This is a genomic window from Maribacter sp. PR66 (assembly GCF_028464205.1).
Lineage (GTDB): Bacteria > Bacteroidota > Bacteroidia > Flavobacteriales > Flavobacteriaceae > Maribacter > Maribacter flavus.
In genome coordinates, this window is record NZ_JAQPCH010000006.1 from 32456 (window position 1) to 52350 (window position 19895).

The 19895-nt window shown below is 41.2% G+C and carries 22 protein-coding genes; 14 read left to right on the forward strand and 8 right to left on the reverse strand.

What is annotated here, in order from left to right; translation table 11 throughout:
* Positions 1 to 14: 14 nt before the first annotated feature.
* Positions 15 to 377 carry a response regulator transcription factor gene (locus tag PP181_RS11605; RefSeq protein ID WP_138258864.1) on the reverse strand — a complete coding sequence of 121 codons (363 nt, stop codon included), beginning with the start codon at positions 375 to 377 and terminating at the stop codon, positions 15 to 17.
* A gap of 2 nt (positions 378 to 379) precedes the next feature.
* Complete coding sequence (locus tag PP181_RS11610) at positions 380 to 2152, reverse strand: hybrid sensor histidine kinase/response regulator (RefSeq protein ID WP_272637238.1); 1773 nt, start codon at positions 2150 to 2152, stop codon at positions 380 to 382.
* 141 nt (positions 2153 to 2293) lie between these two features.
* Here PP181_RS11610 and PP181_RS11615 point away from each other — a divergent pair, with 141 nt between their 5' ends.
* Positions 2294 to 3577, forward strand: coding sequence for a dipeptidase (locus PP181_RS11615; RefSeq protein WP_272637239.1), 1284 nt, complete (start codon positions 2294 to 2296; stop codon positions 3575 to 3577).
* Positions 3578 to 3581: 4 nt separating this feature from the next.
* Here PP181_RS11615 and PP181_RS11620 read toward each other — a convergent pair whose 3' ends face one another.
* Positions 3582 to 3983: an acyl-CoA thioesterase gene (locus PP181_RS11620; protein ID WP_138258867.1), complete on the reverse strand. Its 402-nt coding sequence runs from the start codon at positions 3981 to 3983 to the stop codon at positions 3582 to 3584.
* 348 nt (positions 3984 to 4331) lie between these two features.
* On the opposite strand from PP181_RS11620, the gene PP181_RS11625 reads away from it, so the two are divergent.
* Entirely contained in the window at positions 4332 to 4739 is a 408-nt protein-coding gene (locus PP181_RS11625; RefSeq protein ID WP_154919089.1) for a glyoxalase, read from the forward strand.
* On the opposite strand, the gene PP181_RS11630 is transcribed toward PP181_RS11625, so the two are convergent.
* The gene (locus tag PP181_RS11630; protein ID WP_272637240.1) at positions 4731 to 5411 is read right to left on the reverse strand and encodes a DUF2461 domain-containing protein; all 681 of its coding nucleotides are present in this window, start codon (positions 5409 to 5411) and stop codon (positions 4731 to 4733) included. The genes PP181_RS11625 and PP181_RS11630 overlap by 9 nt on opposite strands.
* Positions 5412 to 5504: 93 nt before the next feature.
* On the opposite strand from PP181_RS11630, the gene epsC reads away from it, so the two are divergent.
* Both epsC and cysM read left to right on the forward strand, forming a co-directional pair.
* The gene (gene epsC, locus PP181_RS11635) at positions 5505 to 6296 is read left to right on the forward strand and encodes a serine O-acetyltransferase EpsC (protein WP_272637241.1); all 792 of its coding nucleotides are present in this window, start codon (positions 5505 to 5507) and stop codon (positions 6294 to 6296) included.
* Positions 6289 to 7173 carry a cysteine synthase CysM gene (cysM, locus tag PP181_RS11640; protein WP_272637242.1) on the forward strand — a complete coding sequence of 295 codons (885 nt, stop codon included), beginning with the start codon at positions 6289 to 6291 and terminating at the stop codon, positions 7171 to 7173. Before epsC ends, cysM begins: the two co-directional genes overlap by 8 nt.
* A gap of 12 nt (positions 7174 to 7185) precedes the next feature.
* Here the strand turns inward: cysM and corA are convergent, their stop codons facing one another.
* Positions 7186 to 8277 carry a magnesium/cobalt transporter CorA gene (gene corA, locus PP181_RS11645; RefSeq protein WP_272637243.1) on the reverse strand — a complete coding sequence of 364 codons (1092 nt, stop codon included), beginning with the start codon at positions 8275 to 8277 and terminating at the stop codon, positions 7186 to 7188.
* A gap of 42 nt (positions 8278 to 8319) precedes the next feature.
* Positions 8320 to 9105, reverse strand: a complete 786-nt coding sequence (locus PP181_RS11650; RefSeq protein ID WP_272637244.1) for a tRNA pseudouridine synthase A — start codon at positions 9103 to 9105, stop codon at positions 8320 to 8322.
* Positions 9106 to 9193: 88 nt separating this feature from the next.
* On the opposite strand from PP181_RS11650, the gene PP181_RS11655 reads away from it, so the two are divergent.
* Together PP181_RS11655 and PP181_RS11660 are read left to right on the forward strand one after the other, a co-directional pair.
* Positions 9194 to 9631, forward strand: coding sequence for a hypothetical protein (locus PP181_RS11655; RefSeq protein ID WP_272637245.1), 438 nt, complete (start codon positions 9194 to 9196; stop codon positions 9629 to 9631).
* Positions 9632 to 9768: 137 nt separating this feature from the next.
* The gene (locus PP181_RS11660; protein ID WP_272637246.1) at positions 9769 to 10257 is read left to right on the forward strand and encodes a hypothetical protein; all 489 of its coding nucleotides are present in this window, start codon (positions 9769 to 9771) and stop codon (positions 10255 to 10257) included.
* 56 nt (positions 10258 to 10313) lie between these two features.
* Here PP181_RS11660 and PP181_RS11665 read toward each other — a convergent pair whose 3' ends face one another.
* Both PP181_RS11665 and PP181_RS11670 read right to left on the reverse strand, forming a co-directional pair.
* Complete coding sequence (locus PP181_RS11665; protein ID WP_272637247.1) at positions 10314 to 11783, reverse strand: magnesium chelatase; 1470 nt, start codon at positions 11781 to 11783, stop codon at positions 10314 to 10316.
* Between the two features lie 93 nt (positions 11784 to 11876).
* Complete coding sequence (locus tag PP181_RS11670) at positions 11877 to 13043, reverse strand: vWA domain-containing protein (RefSeq protein WP_272637248.1); 1167 nt, start codon at positions 13041 to 13043, stop codon at positions 11877 to 11879.
* A gap of 347 nt (positions 13044 to 13390) precedes the next feature.
* Here PP181_RS11670 and PP181_RS11675 point away from each other — a divergent pair, with 347 nt between their 5' ends.
* From PP181_RS11675 to PP181_RS11710, 8 genes are all read left to right on the forward strand, one after another.
* Entirely contained in the window at positions 13391 to 14206 is an 816-nt protein-coding gene (locus PP181_RS11675) for a DUF1853 family protein (RefSeq protein WP_272637249.1), read from the forward strand.
* A gap of 154 nt (positions 14207 to 14360) precedes the next feature.
* On the forward strand, positions 14361 to 14633 hold the full coding sequence (locus tag PP181_RS11680; RefSeq protein WP_272637250.1) for a hypothetical protein: 273 nt from the start codon (positions 14361 to 14363) through the stop codon (positions 14631 to 14633).
* Between the two features lie 315 nt (positions 14634 to 14948).
* Entirely contained in the window at positions 14949 to 16280 is a 1332-nt protein-coding gene (locus PP181_RS11685; RefSeq protein WP_272637251.1) for a hypothetical protein, read from the forward strand.
* A 129-nt stretch (positions 16281 to 16409) separates the two neighbouring features.
* On the forward strand, positions 16410 to 16868 hold the full coding sequence (locus tag PP181_RS11690) for a hypothetical protein (RefSeq protein ID WP_272637252.1): 459 nt from the start codon (positions 16410 to 16412) through the stop codon (positions 16866 to 16868).
* 54 nt (positions 16869 to 16922) lie between these two features.
* Positions 16923 to 17279 carry a hypothetical protein gene (locus PP181_RS11695; protein WP_272637253.1) on the forward strand — a complete coding sequence of 119 codons (357 nt, stop codon included), beginning with the start codon at positions 16923 to 16925 and terminating at the stop codon, positions 17277 to 17279.
* A gap of 112 nt (positions 17280 to 17391) precedes the next feature.
* Entirely contained in the window at positions 17392 to 18333 is a 942-nt protein-coding gene (locus tag PP181_RS11700; protein WP_272637254.1) for an alpha/beta fold hydrolase, read from the forward strand.
* Between the two features lie 164 nt (positions 18334 to 18497).
* The gene (locus tag PP181_RS11705) at positions 18498 to 19076 is read left to right on the forward strand and encodes a DUF7010 family protein (RefSeq protein WP_272637255.1); all 579 of its coding nucleotides are present in this window, start codon (positions 18498 to 18500) and stop codon (positions 19074 to 19076) included.
* 116 nt (positions 19077 to 19192) lie between these two features.
* On the forward strand, positions 19193 to 19735 hold the full coding sequence (locus PP181_RS11710; RefSeq protein ID WP_272637256.1) for a DUF7010 family protein: 543 nt from the start codon (positions 19193 to 19195) through the stop codon (positions 19733 to 19735).
* The last annotated feature ends 160 nt before the right edge of the window (positions 19736 to 19895 follow it).

Genomic DNA, 19895 nt, shown 5'->3' on the forward strand with positions numbered 1-19895 from the left:
CTATGACTATAGGTTTAGGTTTTTTTCAGTTCGCGTGTCAACCGGACCATTAATTCCGATGGACTAAAGGGCTTTGATATAAAATCGTTCGCACCTAATTCAAAGGCGCTCAGTACATTCTCTTCATTTCCTGCCGATGAAATAATAATAATGGGCGTGTCCAAGGATAGCTCCTTTCGCACATAGGTGATCAATTCGATTCCGGAGAAATAGGGCATCATGATATCACAAACGATGATATCCGGCCTATGGGTCTCCATATACTCCTTCATCTCCTTGCCATTGGAGGTAAAATGCACCTTAAAGCCACTCTTTTTGAGTCGAAAACTCAAAAGGGACGCCAAAAGCTCATCATCATCTGCCAATAGTACCTCCATACTTAGCTATTGGATTGTTTTTTGATTTGGGCAAAGGCCGAATCGATTTGTTTTTCATACTCCGGATATTGCTGAAGGAATGTCTCGAATAATGCCCTGAGCTTTATTTCGTCCAGAGCTTCAGTGGATGCCTGCATCTGGATCATGATATCCACAAGTTTTTCCAATTGCAGCATTTTGAGACCAGCCTTCAGCTTATGGGCGGCAAAGCCTATTTCCTTTAGTTTGTTCTGTTTGAGGTCGATTTTTGCCGAACCGATAAACTCATATACATTTTGCTTGAACAAGCGAATAAGTTCTTCCAATACGACGATTTCCCCACAACAATCTGCCAATACGCCTTGTAGATTCACAGTGGTAGCAGGGTTTCCCGTAATGACGCCTGTCTTTAGAAGTGCCTTACTTTCTTTGGGAAGACCTTGTTTCTTGGCCTTTAAAAGCTTTTTCAACAACTCGTCCAGCGTGTAGGGCTTCAGCAAAAAGTCGTTGATACCGGTCGCAATGCAGTTTTCTTCGTCCTTGGCAGTAAAATCTGCACTTACGGCAATGATGGGAACCTTCTCAAGATACTTGTCGCCCCTAATTAGTTCAGTTATTTGAAAACCGTTAAGGCCGGGCATCTTCAAATCCATCAGAACTATATCAATTTGCTGTGTTCGCAGTATACCCAAACCTTTATCCGCATTGGAAGTAACGTATACCCTACAGCCCCATTTGTCCAATTGCTCCTTTATAAGGTGCTGGTTCATGGTATTGTCCTCGAACACCAAGATTTTGGTACCATTCAACAATTCCTTGCCTTTTAAGCCCGTAACCGTGCTAAGGGTCTGTTTGCGAATGTTCTGTGAACTGCCTTTTTTTAGTGGCATGGTAAACTTGAAGGTCGAACCCTCTCCCATTATACTTTCCGCCGATATTTCGCCTCCCTGCCTTTCCACCAATTCCCTGACGATACAAAGTCCAAGGCCCGTCCCCCCGTATTTGGGGTAAATATGCCTATCTGCCTGTTTGAAGCATTTGAAGATATCGCCAAGCTGTTCCTTGGACATACCGATACCGGTATCCGCTACGCTAAACTCCAATATATATTCTTCCTCATCCTGTTTTAAAAGGGAAACCTCTAACCGAATGTATCCCTTCTCCACAAATTTGATGGCGTTCCCCAATAAATTGAGAAGTATCTGAGACAACTTGGAAGGATCTCCAATCAAAGTCCCGGGAATCCCGGAGTCGATTTTTAGCTGTAGGTCTATATTTTTATCGACCAATAAAGTCTGGCTTAGAAAAATAACGTCGTTGATCAATCCGTGGAAATTAAAATCAACGGACATAAAGTCCTCCATACCAGAGGATAGCTTGGAGTACTCCAACACTTCATTGATGATTTCCATCAAGTTCTGGGAGGCCATATGTATGGCATCGACCTTTTTGGATTGGGTTTCACTAAGGTTGTCTTCGCGCAAAAGATTGGTAAAACCGATGATTCCGTTCAACGGAGTACGGATTTCATGGCTAATATGTGCAATGAACTTGGTTTCCTTGCGCTGTCCCTCCGCCGATGAATTTTTGTCATTGAATTCATTTCCTACAGAAGCTATTGGTAAGGGGCTGTTGGGATTTTGGATCTTTCCCTCCAAAAGCTCCGAAAAGGCCCTAAAAGAGTTTTTTAACGAAGCGGCCTCCGCTGCATTAAGCGATTCAAATGAAAAGCTGGATAAGCTTGATTCCAAATGTTTTAACTGACTCAGTAAGTTTTCTGTTTGTACACCGTCCATGAATGGGTCGTAGTTTTGGGGTCTTTCTTAGTTTTCAGGAAATAAAATTGACCCTTTCATGGTCTACCCACAATTAAATGTTCCCTAGGCTTCCTTTTTTGTTGTGAATAGCCTTTATTTGTAGGTATAAAATGGTACAAAATGAAGCGGTACATCTATATTTTAGGCGTTTTGGCAGTATTTGCCTGTAAAGAGGAAAAACCACAGGTGGCGGAATCCCTTGGGGATAAGGCCAGGCGCATCCATAACAACGTAATCACATTGGACACCCATGATGACATCAATGTGGCCAATTTCACGGATAGTATCAACTATACCCAGCGCCTGAATACCCAGATAAATCTTCCCAAAATGGAGGAAGGAGGTATGGACGTGGCGTGGTTGATCGTTTATACGGGACAGGATACCCTAACGGCCGAAGGTTATGCCAAAGGGAAGGATAACGCCATGGCGAAGTTCGATGCCATCCACAGGCTTTGTGAAGAGATTGCCCCGGACAAAATCAACCTTGCACTTACCTCCGAAGATGTACGCCGCATCCACGATGAAGGTAAAAAAGTGGCCATGATCGGGGTAGAAAATGCCTATCCCATGGGCGAGGATTTGTCGGAGTTTGAACGCTACCATGAACTTGGGGCGCGCTACATTTCGCTGGCCCACAACGGCCATAGCCAATTCAGCGATTCAAACACGGGCGAAGCGGATTCCATATGGTTACACAATGGTTTAAGTGACTTAGGTAAAGAGGCTGTAAAAGAGATGAATAGATTAGGAATTATGGTGGATGTTTCCCATCCGTCGAAAGAAGCCATGAAACAGATGATCGCGTTGTCCAAGGCTCCGATAATTGCATCCCATTCTTCAGCCAGGGCACTGTGCGACCATAGCAGGAATCTGGACGACGAGCAGTTGATGCTGATGAAGGAAAACGGGGGCGTTGTCCAAACGGTCGCTTTTAGTTCCTATCTTAATACGGAAAAGCACGAAGCCCGTGCAGCCTACATGAAAGAGGTATATCGGCATATAGCGGACTCCCTAGGTATCGAATGGTACGAGCGTTCACAGTTTAGAAGCCTTACGGACGAGCAAAGGGCCGCATTTATGGAAAACTATCCCAAGGTCACCCAGATGAGCCAGGAATTGGTAAAAAGCAGAAAAGATGTCCCTGAACCCGTGAACGTTTCGGATTTTGTGGACCATATCGACTACATGGTCAAATTGATAGGCATTGACCACGTAGGTATTAGCTCCGATTTTGATGGAGGCGGAGGCATCGACGGATGGTCCGATGCATCAGAAACCTTCAATGTTACCCTGGAGCTTGTAAAAAGAGGCTACACCGAAGAAGAAATCGCCAAGCTTTGGAGCGGTAATTTACTCCGGGTATTGGACGAAGTACAGGCCATCGCCAAAACCATGTCCTAATATTTTAGGTGGTTTCCGCCGCTGCCAGTCTGTCTTTCACGAACTCAACCTTTGTCTTACCATGCGGGGCTGGTTTGCCGTCGTCACCTAGGTTTACCATGATAATGTTGTCCACGGTAACAATGGTCTCGTGGTTCATTTTGTTTCGAACCTCACAGTTCAAGGTAAGCGAGGTTTTCCCGAATTTAACGACCTGAACCCCAATTTCAACAATGTCCCCTTGTTTGGCGGCACTCATGAAATTGATTTCGGACATGTATTTGGTGACTATCTTGCTGTTCTCAAGCTGTATGATACTATATAGGGCGGCTTCCTCATCGATCCATGCCAATACTTTCCCACCAAACAACGTTCCGTTGGAATTCAGGTCTTCCGGCTTTACTAATTTTCTAGTATGGAATCTCATAACGTATTGTTTTACAGGTCAAAATTATAACGAAAAAAGTAAGGAAATAGGGCCCTTCACCATATTTAACAGACGGATTTATGAAGATGTAAAATGTTGTGCCAGCGTACTATGGAATCAGCAAAAATATAGGTCGGATTTTAGGATAATCGCCGATTTATAGGCCACGTCAACAGATCCTTTAACATTTCATTGTCCTTGGTTAAACCCAAAATATGCAATAGAAAATCTATTAAACCAATTTTAAATGTGTGAAAGAAGGGCATTGTTTATAACCCCGTTAAAAACTAATATCCCAACGCAAATCCAAGCGGACTTTAATGGCTATCTTTATAAAAACCGCACAAAATGAACGACAGGTCCCAAAAGTTGCTTCAGATTCGCCCCGAAATTCCTTCCGCAAAAATTCTCCCGAACATGAGCGAGGAGGAACGTTTCCAGAACAAAACGCTGCGCCCGGTAATCAAACTTCAGAACGGTTTGTTGCTGGCTTCCTTTCAAAATTATATCGTGAAAGGAAAGAATTCCTTTTATAGCCTAAGTTTGGAAAATAGGTTGGGCTACATTATTAACGCCATCCAGAAGGATATCAAGTACCGTAATTCCTTAAAAGGAATGATTATAGGTCAATTTACATTGGAAGAATATGAAACCTATATTAAAAACTCATCGGCCTTGAACAAAAGGATGATGAACATGGTCATCAAGAGACTTCAGGACCAGATACAATATTTTGAGGATGGTGTCCTAGCTTAAAAGCGACTCCCCGTTAAGGTCCGTGGTCAAAATGTTGCTCATTAAATCAAAAAAAGGCCGAATAGCCATAAAGGATTCGTTGATTTTCTCTACAAAATCAGGTGCTAATACTTCTTGATCTGTAAACCTTCGCATAAAAATATACTGTTTCTTGCGGATGAGGTCGATGTTGGGATCATCCTTATCAAATCCCTTAGGCGCGGTCTTTAGCTCCTCCCCTTCCAAACTTCCCCAGATTTTTTGGAAGTCATGGTTTTCCATAATACACCTAAACTCGATGGCGTCCACCTCGAACTCCTTTCGAATCCTGTGCAAATCGTCCTTTTCTGGATTCCAAAATCCAGTGGCGATGAAACTACCTTCGGGTTGTATATGCACGTAATAGCCTCCTCTACGATCCGCTCCCATTCTAGTAAATGAGGCCGAAAAATTGAACTTATAAGGTGTTTTGTCCTTTGAAAACCGGATATCCCTATAAATCCGGAAAACTTTCATTTTTTCTATCTTATCATGCATATTCAACTTGTCCATAACTACCTGAAAAAACTTCTTGACCTCAGCCTGCTGGACCTTGAACCGCTTTTTATGTTGCTCGAACCAATCCCTGTTATTGTTCTTTTTTAGATCGTTTAAAAAATCGAGTGTATTTTTAGTAATTACGGTTTGTGACATACGACTACGGTATTGTGATTTTAAGCTAAAGTTAACCATTTGCGAGGAAGACCTTTTGAATTAATGGTTAATTTTGAAAGATAAACCAAGCCAATGAGCCACCCATCCATCGTTGAAAAAATAAAACTTCACAAGAAGCAGCCAAACCTGCGGTTTCAGTTGAAGAAAGATACCGAAGCCTTTACGGACCTCCTTTTCCATACCTTGTTCGATATTGAAATCCCCGTGGCGGATAACTTGGAAAAACTAGAAGCGCAATTCGACAATCTTGTAGATTTGGCTTGTTGGGATTGTCAAAAACCCTGCAAGAAAATTTGGGGAAATTATGTGCAAAAGCTACCCGGCATTCTTGAAAAATTGAACATGGATGCGGAAGCCACGGTTAACTGCGACCCTGCATCCCTTTCCATTGAGGAGGTTTATATGGCCTATCCCGGTTTTTATGCCATTGCCATTTACAGGCTTGCCCATGAGCTCTATACCATAGGTTTTCCCTTGGTACCCCGATTAATGACAGAATATGCCCATCGCCAAACCGGTGTGGACATCAACCCAGGCGCCCAAATTGGCGATTCCTTCCATATCGACCATGGAACAGGTGTTGTCATCGGCGAGACGGCCATCATTAAAAACCATGTGAAAATCTATCAGGGTGTCACGCTGGGCGGGCTGTATGTGGCCAAACATTTGCAGCAGACGAAAAGGCATCCCACTATTGAGGACAACGTTACAATCTATGCCAATGCCACGATTTTAGGAGGGAATACGGTCATTGGTGCCAACAGTATTATTGGGGGAAATGCTTGGCTGACGTCATCGGTTCCAGCAAATAGCACCGTTTACCACTCCCCAGAAATAAAAATCAAAACCCAGACCGATGTCTAATTCGATTCTTGACCTTATTGGAAACACCCCGTTGGTGGAATCCAAAGTAATGAACACCAATCCCAACGTTAAACTACTGTTTAAAATGGAGGGCCATAACCCAGGAGGCAGTGTAAAGGATAGGGCCGCCTATAATATGATCAAAAGCGGACTTGAACGTGGAAGTTTAAAACCGACAGACAAACTCATTGAGGCTACCAGCGGAAATACGGGCATTGCTTTGGCGATGATAGCAGGAATATTCGGATTGGACATTGAACTCGTAATGCCCGAAAATTCAACCAAGGAACGGGTACAAACTATGCGCGCCTATGGTGCAAAAGTGACCCTAACACCATCCGATATAGGTATCGAGGGTGCCCGCGATTATGCCGAAAACAAGGTCGAAAAAGAAGGTTTTGTCATGGTCAACCAATTTGCCAACGACGACAACTGGAAGGCACATTACATGACCACCGGACCCGAGATCTGGAGGGACACCCAAGGTACCGTCACCCATTTCGTTTCCTCCATGGGGACAACGGGCACCATTATGGGAACATCAACGTTCCTAAAGGAGAAAAATAAGGATATTCAGATTGTTGGGGTACAACCCACGGACAACTCTAAAATACCCGGCATACGTAAATGGCCAAAAGAATACCTACCCAAAATATTCGATGCCTCCAAAGTGGATACGGTGATGGAAGTCAGTGAGGCAGAAGCGGTGGAAATGGCAAAACGATTGGCCAAGGAAGAAGGCATTTTTTCCGGTATGAGTTCTGGAGGGGCCGCTACAGTGGCACTTCGTTTGGCCGAGCAATTGGAAAGTGGTGTCATTGTATCCATCGTGTGCGATAGGGGTGACCGTTATCTTTCCTCAGATCTATTCGATTGATCGGACAATTTTCTACAGCCAGTCCTTTCTTTTAAAATAGACCATCATTCCTATGAAAAGCAGGACCATTACGGCCCAAACTGCATAATACCCATATTTATAATGTAGTTCCGGCATGTGTTCGAAATTCATACCATAGATACCCGCAATAAAGGTCAGTGGAATGAAAATGGACGCCATAATGGTCAATACCTTCATCACCTCGTTCATTTTATTGCTCATGTTGCTCATGTACATTTCCATAAGGCTCATACTCATTTCCCTGTAAATCTGAAGTGTTTCGTTTATTTCCAGGGAGTGGTCCAAAGCGTCCCGTAGAAATAACTTGGTATCGTGTTTGATCAGGGGGCTTTCAGAATCGATCAGCCTGCTCACCAACTCCTTTACGGGGAAGACCCAGCGTCGTATTTTCAATACCTCTTTCTTTAACAGTTGTATTTGGTGGGCCACCTCCGGTTTTGGGTCGGCATAGACTTCATCCTCCAAGAGTTCAATACGGTGATTAATGTGCTCCAGAACCAAAAAATAATTGTCGATGATGGCATCCAAGAGTGCGAAGAACAAATAATCTGCACCTCGACTCCGTATTCGTCCGGATTTTGAGTTTATTCTATTCCGCACCCCGTTGAAAACATCATCCTTGACTTCCTGAAAAACCAGCACGGAATTCGTCATGAGTACCATAGCGATATGTTCAGGAACAATTTCATCGTTTTCGTTCAAATAGAGCATTTTAAAAACCCCAAAAATATAACCATCATATTCGTCGATTTTTGGACGTTGGTCCGTATCCACGGCATCCTCCAAAAGGAGGTTGTTCAGGGCGAAACCCTGCCCCAATTCCTCTATAAAACGTACATCCGTAATGCCAATAACATTGATCCAAGATGTTCGTGGGTCCTTTTGATATTGGAGGATATCTTCCAATCGTTTATGTTCCTGGGTCTCCACCTCTTCTGAATCGTAGGTGGTAATGAATACGAGACTTTCCGACTTCTCCTTAGTACCCAAATAACTGACCGTTCCCGGGGCGGCACCTACTTTTTCCCGAACACGCGATACCTTTTTCTTTCTTTTTGGCAATCCAATTTTTCTTTTCACCATACCGGAAATTTATTTAAATATAGTCAAAAGCCCCAAGTCGTATCAATCGAATTTTACCTCGTTCAATATGAGTCCTGAGCCAGGGGCTACGGTAGTCAATCTTAATTTTATATCGGGATTTAGGGAATCCAGAATTTCCTGCTCCCCGAGTTCGCCTTTGCCCAATTGGATCAAGGCGCCCATGATCATTCTAATTTGGTAGCGCATAAACCCTTGTCCCCTAACCACAAGTTTATAGCTATTATTGGGAAAAAAGGAACCGTATATTAGGTCGTTTTCCAAAATTTCACAATAGTCTACGGTCCGTATAACCTGCGTATTGGGTTTTAATCGGGCTGTATATGTAGAAAAGTCATGCGTACCCACAAAATGGGGTGCGACCTCTTTCATCAGTGAAATGTTAAGGTTTTCAATGACATTGTAAAGAAAAGGCGCACAAAAGGGATGGTTCTTTTCCCCGTAGGAAAATAGGTATACATATTCCTTAGATTTGCTGTTTTTGATGATATTGAAATCCTTGGAAACGGATTTGATGTCCAACGCACGAATATCCGGTGGAAGGTTCCTATTAAAGATAGGTAAAAAGGTTTCAAAATCGGGCAAGGGCGTATCATCCAAAAACAGTTCAAAAACGCCATCCAAGGCGGAAACCTTGGAATCGGTACGTCCGGAACCCAAAATTTTGAACTTTGCATCTGGAAGTACGTGTTTGAACGTTTTGTCCAACATGCCTTCAACAGTCTTTCGGCCAGGCTGTTTTTGCCATCCGCTGTATCTAAATCCTAAATATTGGATACGAATCAGATAAAAGTAACGGGTTCTTTTCATTTTTGGAGTATGGATCTAAAATAAGAAGGATCGTTCATTGCTTACAACTTTTTTGTAATTTAAACACAACTAATCAAAACCAATAATTATGACAACTGAAACTAAAATAAAACCACCTGCGTGGTTTTGGATCGTAAGTGTTTTGGCATTACTTTGGAATTTGGCCGGAGCGATGGCCTATATCGGACAGGCGTACATGTCCGATGAAGTGCGCGCCGCGATGACGGAGGCGGAACGAAATCTATATGAAACACAACCTGCCTGGGTTACTGCAGCGTTCGCAATCGCCGTTTGGGGCGGTACCATTGCATGTATTTTTCTACTTCTACGGAAAAAATGGGCCAAGCCGTTATTCGTTATTTCCTTGCTTGGGCTTTTGGGACAAATGAGTTATAACTTTTTTATGAGCGATACTTTTGAAGTCTATGGGCCAAATGCGATGATTATGCCCATCATGATCTTGGTCATCGCCATAGCCCTAATTGTATTCTCCAACAAGGCCATAGCTAAAAAATGGATTTCATAAAGTTTTGAAAATTAGAGTATTAAAGTTAAAATTTCCCTTTTAAAAGAAGAACGTACCGTTCATCGAGTTTTTAGAATAAACCAAAGTTGTTTCCGTTTTATAAGGAATCAATCATATTCAATACCGAAAGATCAAATATGCTCAGTACCATAAAAAGGGTTTTTTCTTGGAAGCTTACGCTGCTTTTATCCTTGATCAGTATCGTTCTACTCAATGTGTTCAGTTTTTACGGACTTTACACCAACAAGTTCTACTTTTTTAAGGTAGACAATTATATTTTCCCAATCCTTTCCTTGGTACATCTCGTTTTTTTATACGTGATGTGGTTTAAAATTAGGGAAAGGGAGTTGAGCGATGTTCCCATGCGAAATTTGGAATACGGACTTTACATCGTCAGCCTGGTCTACCTATTTAAAATTATTGAGACTTTAATTACGCTGTTATCCTATAGCGATTATGAAAACCATTTGATTCCGGTGACCTTTCTTCCCATTGGAATCTTAATGTTTGTACTGTATACAATGCTGTTCGGCCTTACGTTCCTTACGTATAGCTATCGCAAGCAATTTGTAGGAACCTATGTTTTTGATGATAGGAACCAGCACATAGATACCTGGAACTCTTAGGAAACAACCATAACCAATCAAATTAAAAATCCCTTCCAAAATTGGAAGGGATTTTTTTATATGTCCTTTAAAAAACTGCTATATAAATCCTTGAACTGATAGCCTTCTGAAAACCGATGTTTATTGAGCTTTTTATGCGATACCAAACCCCAAAGCAACAGTTCCTTTAGAAAATAGACATCTCTCTTTGGGTACTCCGGCTGATAAGTCTTTATTAACTCATTCAGTGGCGGTATGCCGTCCAATGCCCTTTTGTATTCCTCGTCCGTAAAATCATCTAGAAGTTCAAAACCTTCTCCCTGAAAAAACCAATGCAATAGCTCATCATACGGCGTCTCTTCATCCTTGCGCTGTAATTTGTTAATCTGGGGGAAAAATTCCGGAAAAAGCGATTTGACGGCTTCGTCTATAAGGATTTCGGCAACGACGTCCGCCCCTTCTTGCTCGCCTTCATAGACCAATTCAATTTTACCGGTTATTGCTGGAATTACCCCTAAAAAATCGCTCAACCGCACTGCGGTATTCTCCGCCCCGGTCAACAAGGCCCGGCGTTCAGCGGTGCTTAAAAGGTTTTCAAAGGCCGTGATGCTAGTACGGGCACTTACCCCACTCTTCGCGTCCACATATTCACTGTTCCGGGCCTCAAAACTAATCTGTTCCAAAAGGTCCTTGGCCAGGTCTGGCACGTAAACGGCATCGGTTTGTCTGGAATCCAAATGTGCCTCTTGTTCCGTAATTTTTCGGGCTGTTTCAATATCATCGGGATAGTGGGTAAGGATTTGGGAACCGATCCGGTCCTTCAACGGCGTCACGATACTTCCCCGATTGGTATAATCCTCAGGATTTGCAGTGAATACAAACTGAATATCCAAAGGCAATCGGAGTTTAAACCCACGAATCTGTATATCGCCCTCCTCCAAAATATTGAACAAGGAAACCTGGATACGCGCCTGTAGATCTGGCAGCTCATTGATTACGAAGATGCAGCGATTGGCCCTAGGTATCATTCCAAAATGGATTACTCGATCATCCGCATAGGACAATTTTAAGTTTGCTGCCTTTATGGGGTCTACGTCCCCTATCAGATCGGCCACGGTCACATCCGGAGTGGCCAGTTTCTCGTAAAATCGCTCACTTTTTGGCAACCATGCAATGGGTGTTTCATCCCCTTTTTGGGCAATCAGTTCCCTTGCGTAGCGGGACATGGGCGCCATGGGATCGTCGTTGATTTCGGAACCTTCCACAACGGGAATATAATCGTCCAACAGGTTGACCATCAAGCGTGCTAATCGGGTTTTCGCCTGTCCGCGTAGTCCCAAAAGGTTAATATTATGTCGGGATAAAATGGCCCTTTCCAATTCTGGAATTACAGAATCCTCATAGCCCCAAACCCCGGTGAAGGTCTCCGCACCCGATTTAATTAGTTCACGCAAGTTGTCCCTAAGTTCGTCCTTTATACTTTTGGATTGATATCCTGCCTTTTTTAAGGCACCCAATATTTTAATTTCCTTATAGTTCAAGCTCATATTCTTTTTTGTCCTTTATGTTAGCTATTGTAGGTGTTATGCACTACCCGCTTTTCAATTTTAATTTTTCACTTAGTTAGCTAATGTTTTTAACTAACGTAGTTTTTTCCTTCGGTTCGACTCATAATCCTCAAAAATCATTTCGCCCAGACCTTTTAGGCCCGTAAAGAAGGCCTTTCCCTTGTTCGCTTCCGTAAAGTGCCGGATAAACTGCATTAAATACGGGTCCTGGGCAATCATGAACGTGGTGATGGGAATATGAAGTTTTCGGGCCTGCCGGGCCATATTGTAGCATTTCTCCACAATATAATCGTCCAATCCCACGCTGTTCTTATAATAGGTACCGTCCGGCAAACGAAGGCAACTGGGCTTACCGTCGGTAATCATAAAAATCTGTTTGTTTGTGTTCCGCTTTCGTCGCAGCATATCCATTGCCAATTGTAATCCAGCCACTGTATTGGTATGGTAAGGGCCAACCTTCAAATAGGGTAAATCCTTTATGGGAATGGGCCAAGCATCATTCCCAAATACCAAAACTTCCAAGGTATCCTTGGGATAACGGGTGGTAATCAGTTCCGATAGGGCCATCGCAACTTTTTTCGCCGGGGTTATCCTGTCCTCCCCGTACAGAATCATACTATGGCTGATATCGATCATCAAGATGGTACTCATCTGGGCCTTGTATTGGGTATCCTCAACGACCAGGTCCTCCTCGCTCAGGTTAAAACTGCCTATGCCGTGGTTCACCTGAGCGTTTTTAAGGCTTTCCGTCATGGAAATATGCTCGAGACCGTCACCGTAGCGGTATTCCCTAAAATCGCCCGTATGTTCATCGCCCTGTCCGGATTTGCCCGTTTTATGGTTTCCAGCACCCTGACGTTTGAGCTTGCCGAATATTTGGTCCAGGGCACGCTGACGAATGATACGTTCCATTTTAGCAGTGATGGAGATACTACCTTTTCCAGAACCTTTCTCACCGTCTTCGCCCATTTCGCCATTCTCCGCATCGGGGTCTAGGTCGAATTCCTCCTGGATGTAGCCCTTATCCTTGAGGTCCTCTATAAAATCCTCAATGGTGTAGTTCTCGTCCGTAAGTTCGTACTCCTTGTCCAATTCGCGCAGCCAATCGATGGCCTCGTCAAAATCGCCCGAAGTATGGGTTATGAGTTCCTGAAAAATATCAAAAAGTTTTTCAAAAGGGGTTTGTTCCGGCGCCTCGTAAGGCACAAAACGGAATCCTTTTCTTGTATTCATAGCCATACCCTAAAATTAACATATTTGAGTATTATGGGAATGCTTTTTAGGAAATGTTAACGTTGATTGGATGTTGGCAGTTGGCTATTGGCTTTTAGCTTTTGGGATTTTAGCTATTGGCTGTAGGCTTTAAACTACAAGCCTTTCGCCAAACGCTGTCATCAATTACTGGTAGTTGATGGTTGATCCCTTCGGCTCCGCTCAGGGCAGGCGTTGATGGTTGATGGTTGATGGTTGATGGTTGATCGTAAAATCTACATTTTTCAGTTTTCATTTTTCACTTGTCATTTTTTCACTTTTCATTTTTAAATTTTCACATATAACTAGTAACTTAAAACTTTTAACCAACCTCCGTGTCCTCACACCTAGCCCGACAATTTACAGGATTCCAATACACTCCGCCGCTGTGGACCAAGACCCAGTTTGGCATTACACAGTTCGAATTTCCTTACGTAGAATTTACCCACTTCACCCCTGCCCCCATTCCCCATAAGATTCGGTTGGGACATCAAATGGAGCATGTGTGCAAACAATTATTGGAAGCCTCCCTGGCCTATGAAATCTTGTTGTACAATGAACCCGTAAGGCAGGGCAAGCAGACTTTGGGGGAAATCGATTATATCCTGCGGGAAACCGCAACGGGACACATCATCCATTTGGAGCTGACCTATAAATTCTACATCATAAACCCCCAAATTTCCGAGCCAATACACCAGCTGATGGGCCCCAACCGACGGGACATGTTCTTTACCAAAATGGAAAAGATAAAGAACGAGCAGTTTGGACTGCTGCATTCACCTGCGGGTCAAAAAACATTGGCCGAAAAAGGCATCCCAACTCAAAACATCCGACACCAAACCTGCTACAAGGCCCAACTATTTGAGCCGTATCAAAGTAAGGCCATAAATATCCGCCCCTTAAATCCCCAATGTATTGTTGGCTATTGGCTGCGTTTGGAGGATTTACGGAGCGCCGACTTCCAGTCCTATGAATTTTATATCCCCTATAAAACGGAATGGGTGGTCGCGCCCCACGAAGACGTGGCCTGGATGTCCCAGTATGAAACTATTTTGGAGGTAAACATGCGACTGCTCCAACAAAACGCCCCCATGCTTTGGATCAAAAAAGGTCCTACTACCTTTGAAAAGTGTTTTGTAGTCTGGTGGTAGGGTTTTTCTAATTTTATTGTTGATAACTCCAAATAACACAGGGGTTCGGTGTATTTTTTCACTGGTTGGAAAGAAGTATCTTGTTATTTAAAAACGGAACTTAATGCTATCTACGCTCTTATTAGAAGAACGTGAATATTTAAAGTTGGCTCAAATGGAAAAAAAGGAACTTCATAAATTAACGGACGAAGAATTATTGCTCGAAAAAAAGAAACATTATAAATCTAAAATTTTCAACGCAATAACAATAGGTTTTCTTGCTGGCATACTTATTTATGGCGTTTTTTCCTGGATCCAAACACCGGACAAAAAACTTGGATTACTAATCCCCATGTTAATACCCCTATTTTTTATCTACCGGATGCTTAAAAATCCAAATAAGCATAATGATTTGGAAAAAGTATTAAAGGAACGTGGGTTAAAGTAAGAGGTCAAAAATGGATAGTGTCTACTCAAGAAGACGTGGCCTAGATGTTCCAGAATGAAACAATTTTGGAGGTAAACATGCGCCTGCTCCAACAAAACGCCCCTATGCTTTGGATCACAAAAGTACCTACTACCTCTGAAAAGTTTTTTGTAGTCTGGTGGTAGGGTTTTTCTGATGGGATTGTTGGTAATAACGTTGATAACTAAAGAGTTAAAATGATTTAATGAATTCAAAACTGAGTAAATTGTAGCCTCTAAAATAGAATTATTTGTAATTGTGCTAATCTCTAATCGTAAGCACAAATCTGAAAAAGTAATGGAATTAAACAGTGTCAATCAAATTAGAGAGAAAAGAGACGAAATTCGAGAAAGAATTAAGGCTTTGAATTTGAGAGGCTATGGCGATACAAAATATGGTAGCGAAAATGAATATACTTTTAAAGGCCTTATTGGTGGAATTGAGGCTCTTTTAACTGATATTTCAACATTAACAAGATACCCTTCCAAATTTGCTAAAATCTCCACATATAGTGAGCGAAATGACATCCTAACTTATTTAACTCGGATTGTGACTTATATAGAAAATCCTGTTAATTATATCCCTCATTTTGAAGCTTTAAAAATTATATTAAGAAGTTTTAATGTTCGTTATTTTTCTGATAGACAAGTGGAATTTGAATCGGAAATCGAAGAAGTCCGAAAAATTAAATTACAACTTCAGCAAGTACTTGTGGATTCTAAACAACTAAAAGATGACATTGACGACAGTAACAGTAGCTTAGATGAAAAATTAGATAAAACAACCGAAAAACTAAAAGAAATTGAAAGAGAACTGGAATCAATTATTACTCGAAAAACCGAATTGATAAAGCAATCCGAAATTCTAGAATCAATAAACACAAATTTAGAATCAATAAAAGAAGCTGCTTCCGAAAACCTTACTGAAATTGAGGAGTCACTAACTGAAAGCAAATCAAACGAAAAGCTTATTACATCATTTGCGAATAAAGTTCAGGACAGAGAGAAAAGGCTAGATGATTTGGAACAGAAAACTGAGGAAAATAATAGAAAGCTGTCCGAATATGAAATAGAGAGAAAAACAATATTAAAAGAAGCTAATAATCTTATTGAATCATCCAAAAAAGCATTAAACTATACAACAGCTGAGGGAATTAGTGCTTCATTCCAAGGACAATATGAAAATTCAAATAATAAGTGGATTTTTGGAAGTTGGATATTAGGTGCAGTGATTTGTCTCATTGGTACAGTTTGTTTAGGGATTTGGATTTTACAGGCTAATCCAGATAATATAGGTGTTTTGGTTGGTAGAATATCATTATTGCCGTTGCCTATAATCGGGTCGGTATTCTGCGCAAACCAATACACGAAACAAAAGAACATCATAGAAGACTACGCTTATAAAATGGTTTTATCAAAAGCCATTGTTGGATTTTCTGAGCAGTTAAAAAAGAATGGAACTGATGGAAATGAAGAGTATGTCCATTATATAAAAACAGCTTTGGAAGAAATCCATAGAGATCCATTAAGAAAAAGAGTTTCCAAAAAATCTAGTGAAGGTAAAGACTCAAGCCTAAAAGATTTGGTTGAAATGGCTGAACGAATAGTAAAAATGACCAAACTGGAATAAAATGCCGATAGAAATTATACCCGCTGGCGCGGGCATTCTGCCCGGGCCTTTAAAAGGAAGGGGCAACTAACGTGCTGCTCGAGGTAAAACCGTTGTTTAACGAAGTTCTTTCTGGCAACAAGTACAAAAATGAATATAAGAAAGCTATATTTTTTCGGTGGTCTATTTTTGAATTTGAGTGTAATCATCCTTTTGGTTACCGGTTCCCCGTTACTTACAATCGCTCTGGATAAAAACAATGAAATTCCTTTGGGAACCCTAATAACTTGGATTGTTATGATTTCATTACCCTTTACTATCTATTGGGGCTTCAAAGACCTCAGAGAGCCTTCGAGCAAATTCAATGGAATTCTATCAAGATTCTTGAAAATAATACTATTGTTGGGCATTCTTTGGGTTCCAATATCCTATGTACTTGCCGGCAATCTTTCATTCACTTTTTCGGAAAAAACAGCATTTCAGGGTGGTCAACTTGCCATGCGGTGGTTTTGGTGGTTGAGCTATGGGATTGGAATTGGAGCAATACTTACATTAATCGTATCTTGGATTTCATTGTTGTTTAAAAAGAAGAAAATCGTTAACCATTAGTAATGCGTGCGAAACGCTCGAGCTGCTAATTGTTAATTAGATATCAAGAGTAAAATGAAAAAATCAATACTATTTATCTGTCTACTGTCCTTTACCTATTTTGAAGTTTCGGCCCAGACAGAATTCATATTGGAGCCTTCCCAAAGCATGATCATGACCGGGAAAGGTATCGGGCAAGATGCCACCATAAACCCCTATTTTGGGGAGGATTGCTATGGCGTCGTCAAAAATATTCGGGATAGGCTCTTTATCATCAGAATCCAACAAACTGGAAACGTCATTGAGGAAATACCTATTGAAAAGGGCGAAATCAAAAAAGTGAAACTTTTAAAGGGCTATGAATTGTACTTGGACCCCAATCCTAAAGGCTTGGCAAAAGCCCGTGTCGATTATGGGAAAATATTAGATTAGGAAACTTTGTCTATTATACCCAGCATGCAACGGCTAATCGATACCCAGTAATACGTGCCTGTATTTCAAAAGGTTTTTTACACTATATTTTCTCCTAATTTTAAACGATATTATGAGACTGTTATGCTTGCTTTCCGTTTTACTTTTATTCACAAATTGTGCCGACAAATATGCCGAGTACAAAAAAGTACCGGAGTACATCACCGATCCGTCGCCTTCCAAGGAGGCCTATTATAAAGCCTATGACAAAACTCTAAGCTTGTGGGGTGTGTCCTATGATGAGTTATACATCACCACTACGAATGGAATTGCCCATGTTATTGTAAGCGGTCCAAAAAATGCGGAACCTTTGGTATTACTGCATGGAATGAATGCCAGTTCTACCATGTGGTATCCAAATATTGGGTCACTTAGTAAGAACCATAGGGTATTCGCCATTGACTTCATTCTGGAGCCTGGAAAATCCTATTTGTATAATGATATTGAAAGTGTAGAAAAAGTAACGGATTGGTATGAAGAGGTTTTATATGTTTTGGATTTGGACCAATATCATTTAATTGGTGCTTCCCGTGGGGGTTGGTTGGCCGTTACTTTGGCATTAAATAATCAAAGCAAAGTCAAAAGCCTAATTTTATTGAGTCCGGCCCAAACCTTTACTTGGATTAGACCAAGTATGGATTTATTGAAAAACATTGTAACCTTACTGGCCTCCAAAGAAAAACAAATAGAACAAAGCCTGGAAAGTATGTCCGAAAATGTGGATAAAATTAACGACGCCTATTTAAAACAATACACATTAGGATTGGATTTAGAATCAGAAAATAAGTTCATCACGAACATGCGGCCTTTTTCAAATGACGAATTGAAATCCTTGCATATGCCCATATTGGTATTGATTGGTGATGACGATATGATCAATACCGAAAAAACAGTTGAAATCGCCAATTCCCTTCCAAATGGTAAAGGTGAAATTGTTCACAACGCAGGACATTTTTTATCCATTGATCGAGCTGAAGTGGTAAATGAAAAAATGAGGATGTTTTTAAAAAACTAATTATACGAAAGATACATTTAACTAGAACGTTATTTACGCCCTTTCATTTGGTACTAATGTAATATTTACTCAGCCTATCCCCATAATACTACACTTGGGTAGCACAAATTATTAGTTTTCTCTGGACCAATTTACTTTTGTTGGGTAATCAATTCAAAAGTATCATGGACAAAAGGGATTTAAAAAAGTTAAAGTTAGAACTGGCAATCAACACCAAAAGCGGTATCGATTTTATCATTTCTGCGGCAATTGTTTGGTCCATAATCGCCTACATCTGGACCTTGCCACAAGAACCCTTTACTCAAAGTATGTGGACATTCTATATAGGTATGATTATGTTACCATTAGCATATGGATTATCCAAAATTCTTAAAACCAAATGGACGACCAAAACGAATCCTTTGCAGCCATTGGGCATGTGGCTCAATTTTGCGCAGCTCTTCTATTTTGCCTTTTTGTTCTTTGTGCTTAAGGACAATCCAGATTATTTCGTGATGACCTATGTCATCATCACAGGCGCCCATTTCTTCCCCTATGCATGGTTCTACGATGAAATGGGTTATGCTGTCGTTGCGGGTATCATTTCCTTGGGAGCCCTGCTGGTAGCTATAAATATACCTACACAACAAATGTACTATGTACCGCTTTTTATGGTAGGGTGTTTGATATTGTTGTCCTTTTGGTTGTTGATTGTTAATCGAAGAAAAAGGCTAGATGTGAAACCAAATATTGCCCAAATTTAAATTACTCCTGTAAATCGAATAGATTTTAATTAAATTTCGATAAAACCATAGTATTTGGGTATCACGGGGAAATCGGAAGAAATAAAAGACTGAGTACAAATAATAAGAGATAGGTCATGAACAGAACACTCGAAGAACAACGCATAGAATTTGCCAACCAAAAATTTCTTGCAACGCCCTTGGCAGGATTGATTGTTTGGACCATCATTGGTTTCATTGGAATTTTTTTCTCTGAGTTTGTGTCGGTTTGGTCCATATTTATTGGTACAGGCAGTATCGTCTACCTAGGATTGTTCCTATCAAAGTTCACCGGTGAAAACTTCTTGGACAAAACAAAGCCCAAAAATGAATTCGACACCCTATTTCTTTACACGGCAGGCCAGGCAATTCTCGTATATTCCATAGCCATCCCCTTTTTTCTTTTGGATTACACCTCCCTGCCCATGACCGTTGGCATTTTGACGGGATTGATGTGGTTGCCATTTTCTTGGATCATCAAACATTGGAGCGGTATCTTTCACACGTTGACCAGAACCATTTTGGTGCTTGCGCTATGGTATCTTTTTCCGGAGTATCGGTTTATAGTAATTCCGTTTGGCATCGTTTTGATCTATATAATTACGCTGGTTATTTTGAGGTACAGAATGCAGGTTGAATGATATGGTCCTATACTAAGGATGTATTTATATTGCTATCTTTTTTCTAAGGTTACAGGCAAATCCATTTGTCCCAGAGGTCTATCTTAAAAAGATCCGGTAACTCTTTATTCGTGTATTAGGTTTGCAATTAAGAAAAACATAATACGAGTTCGTGCTGGTT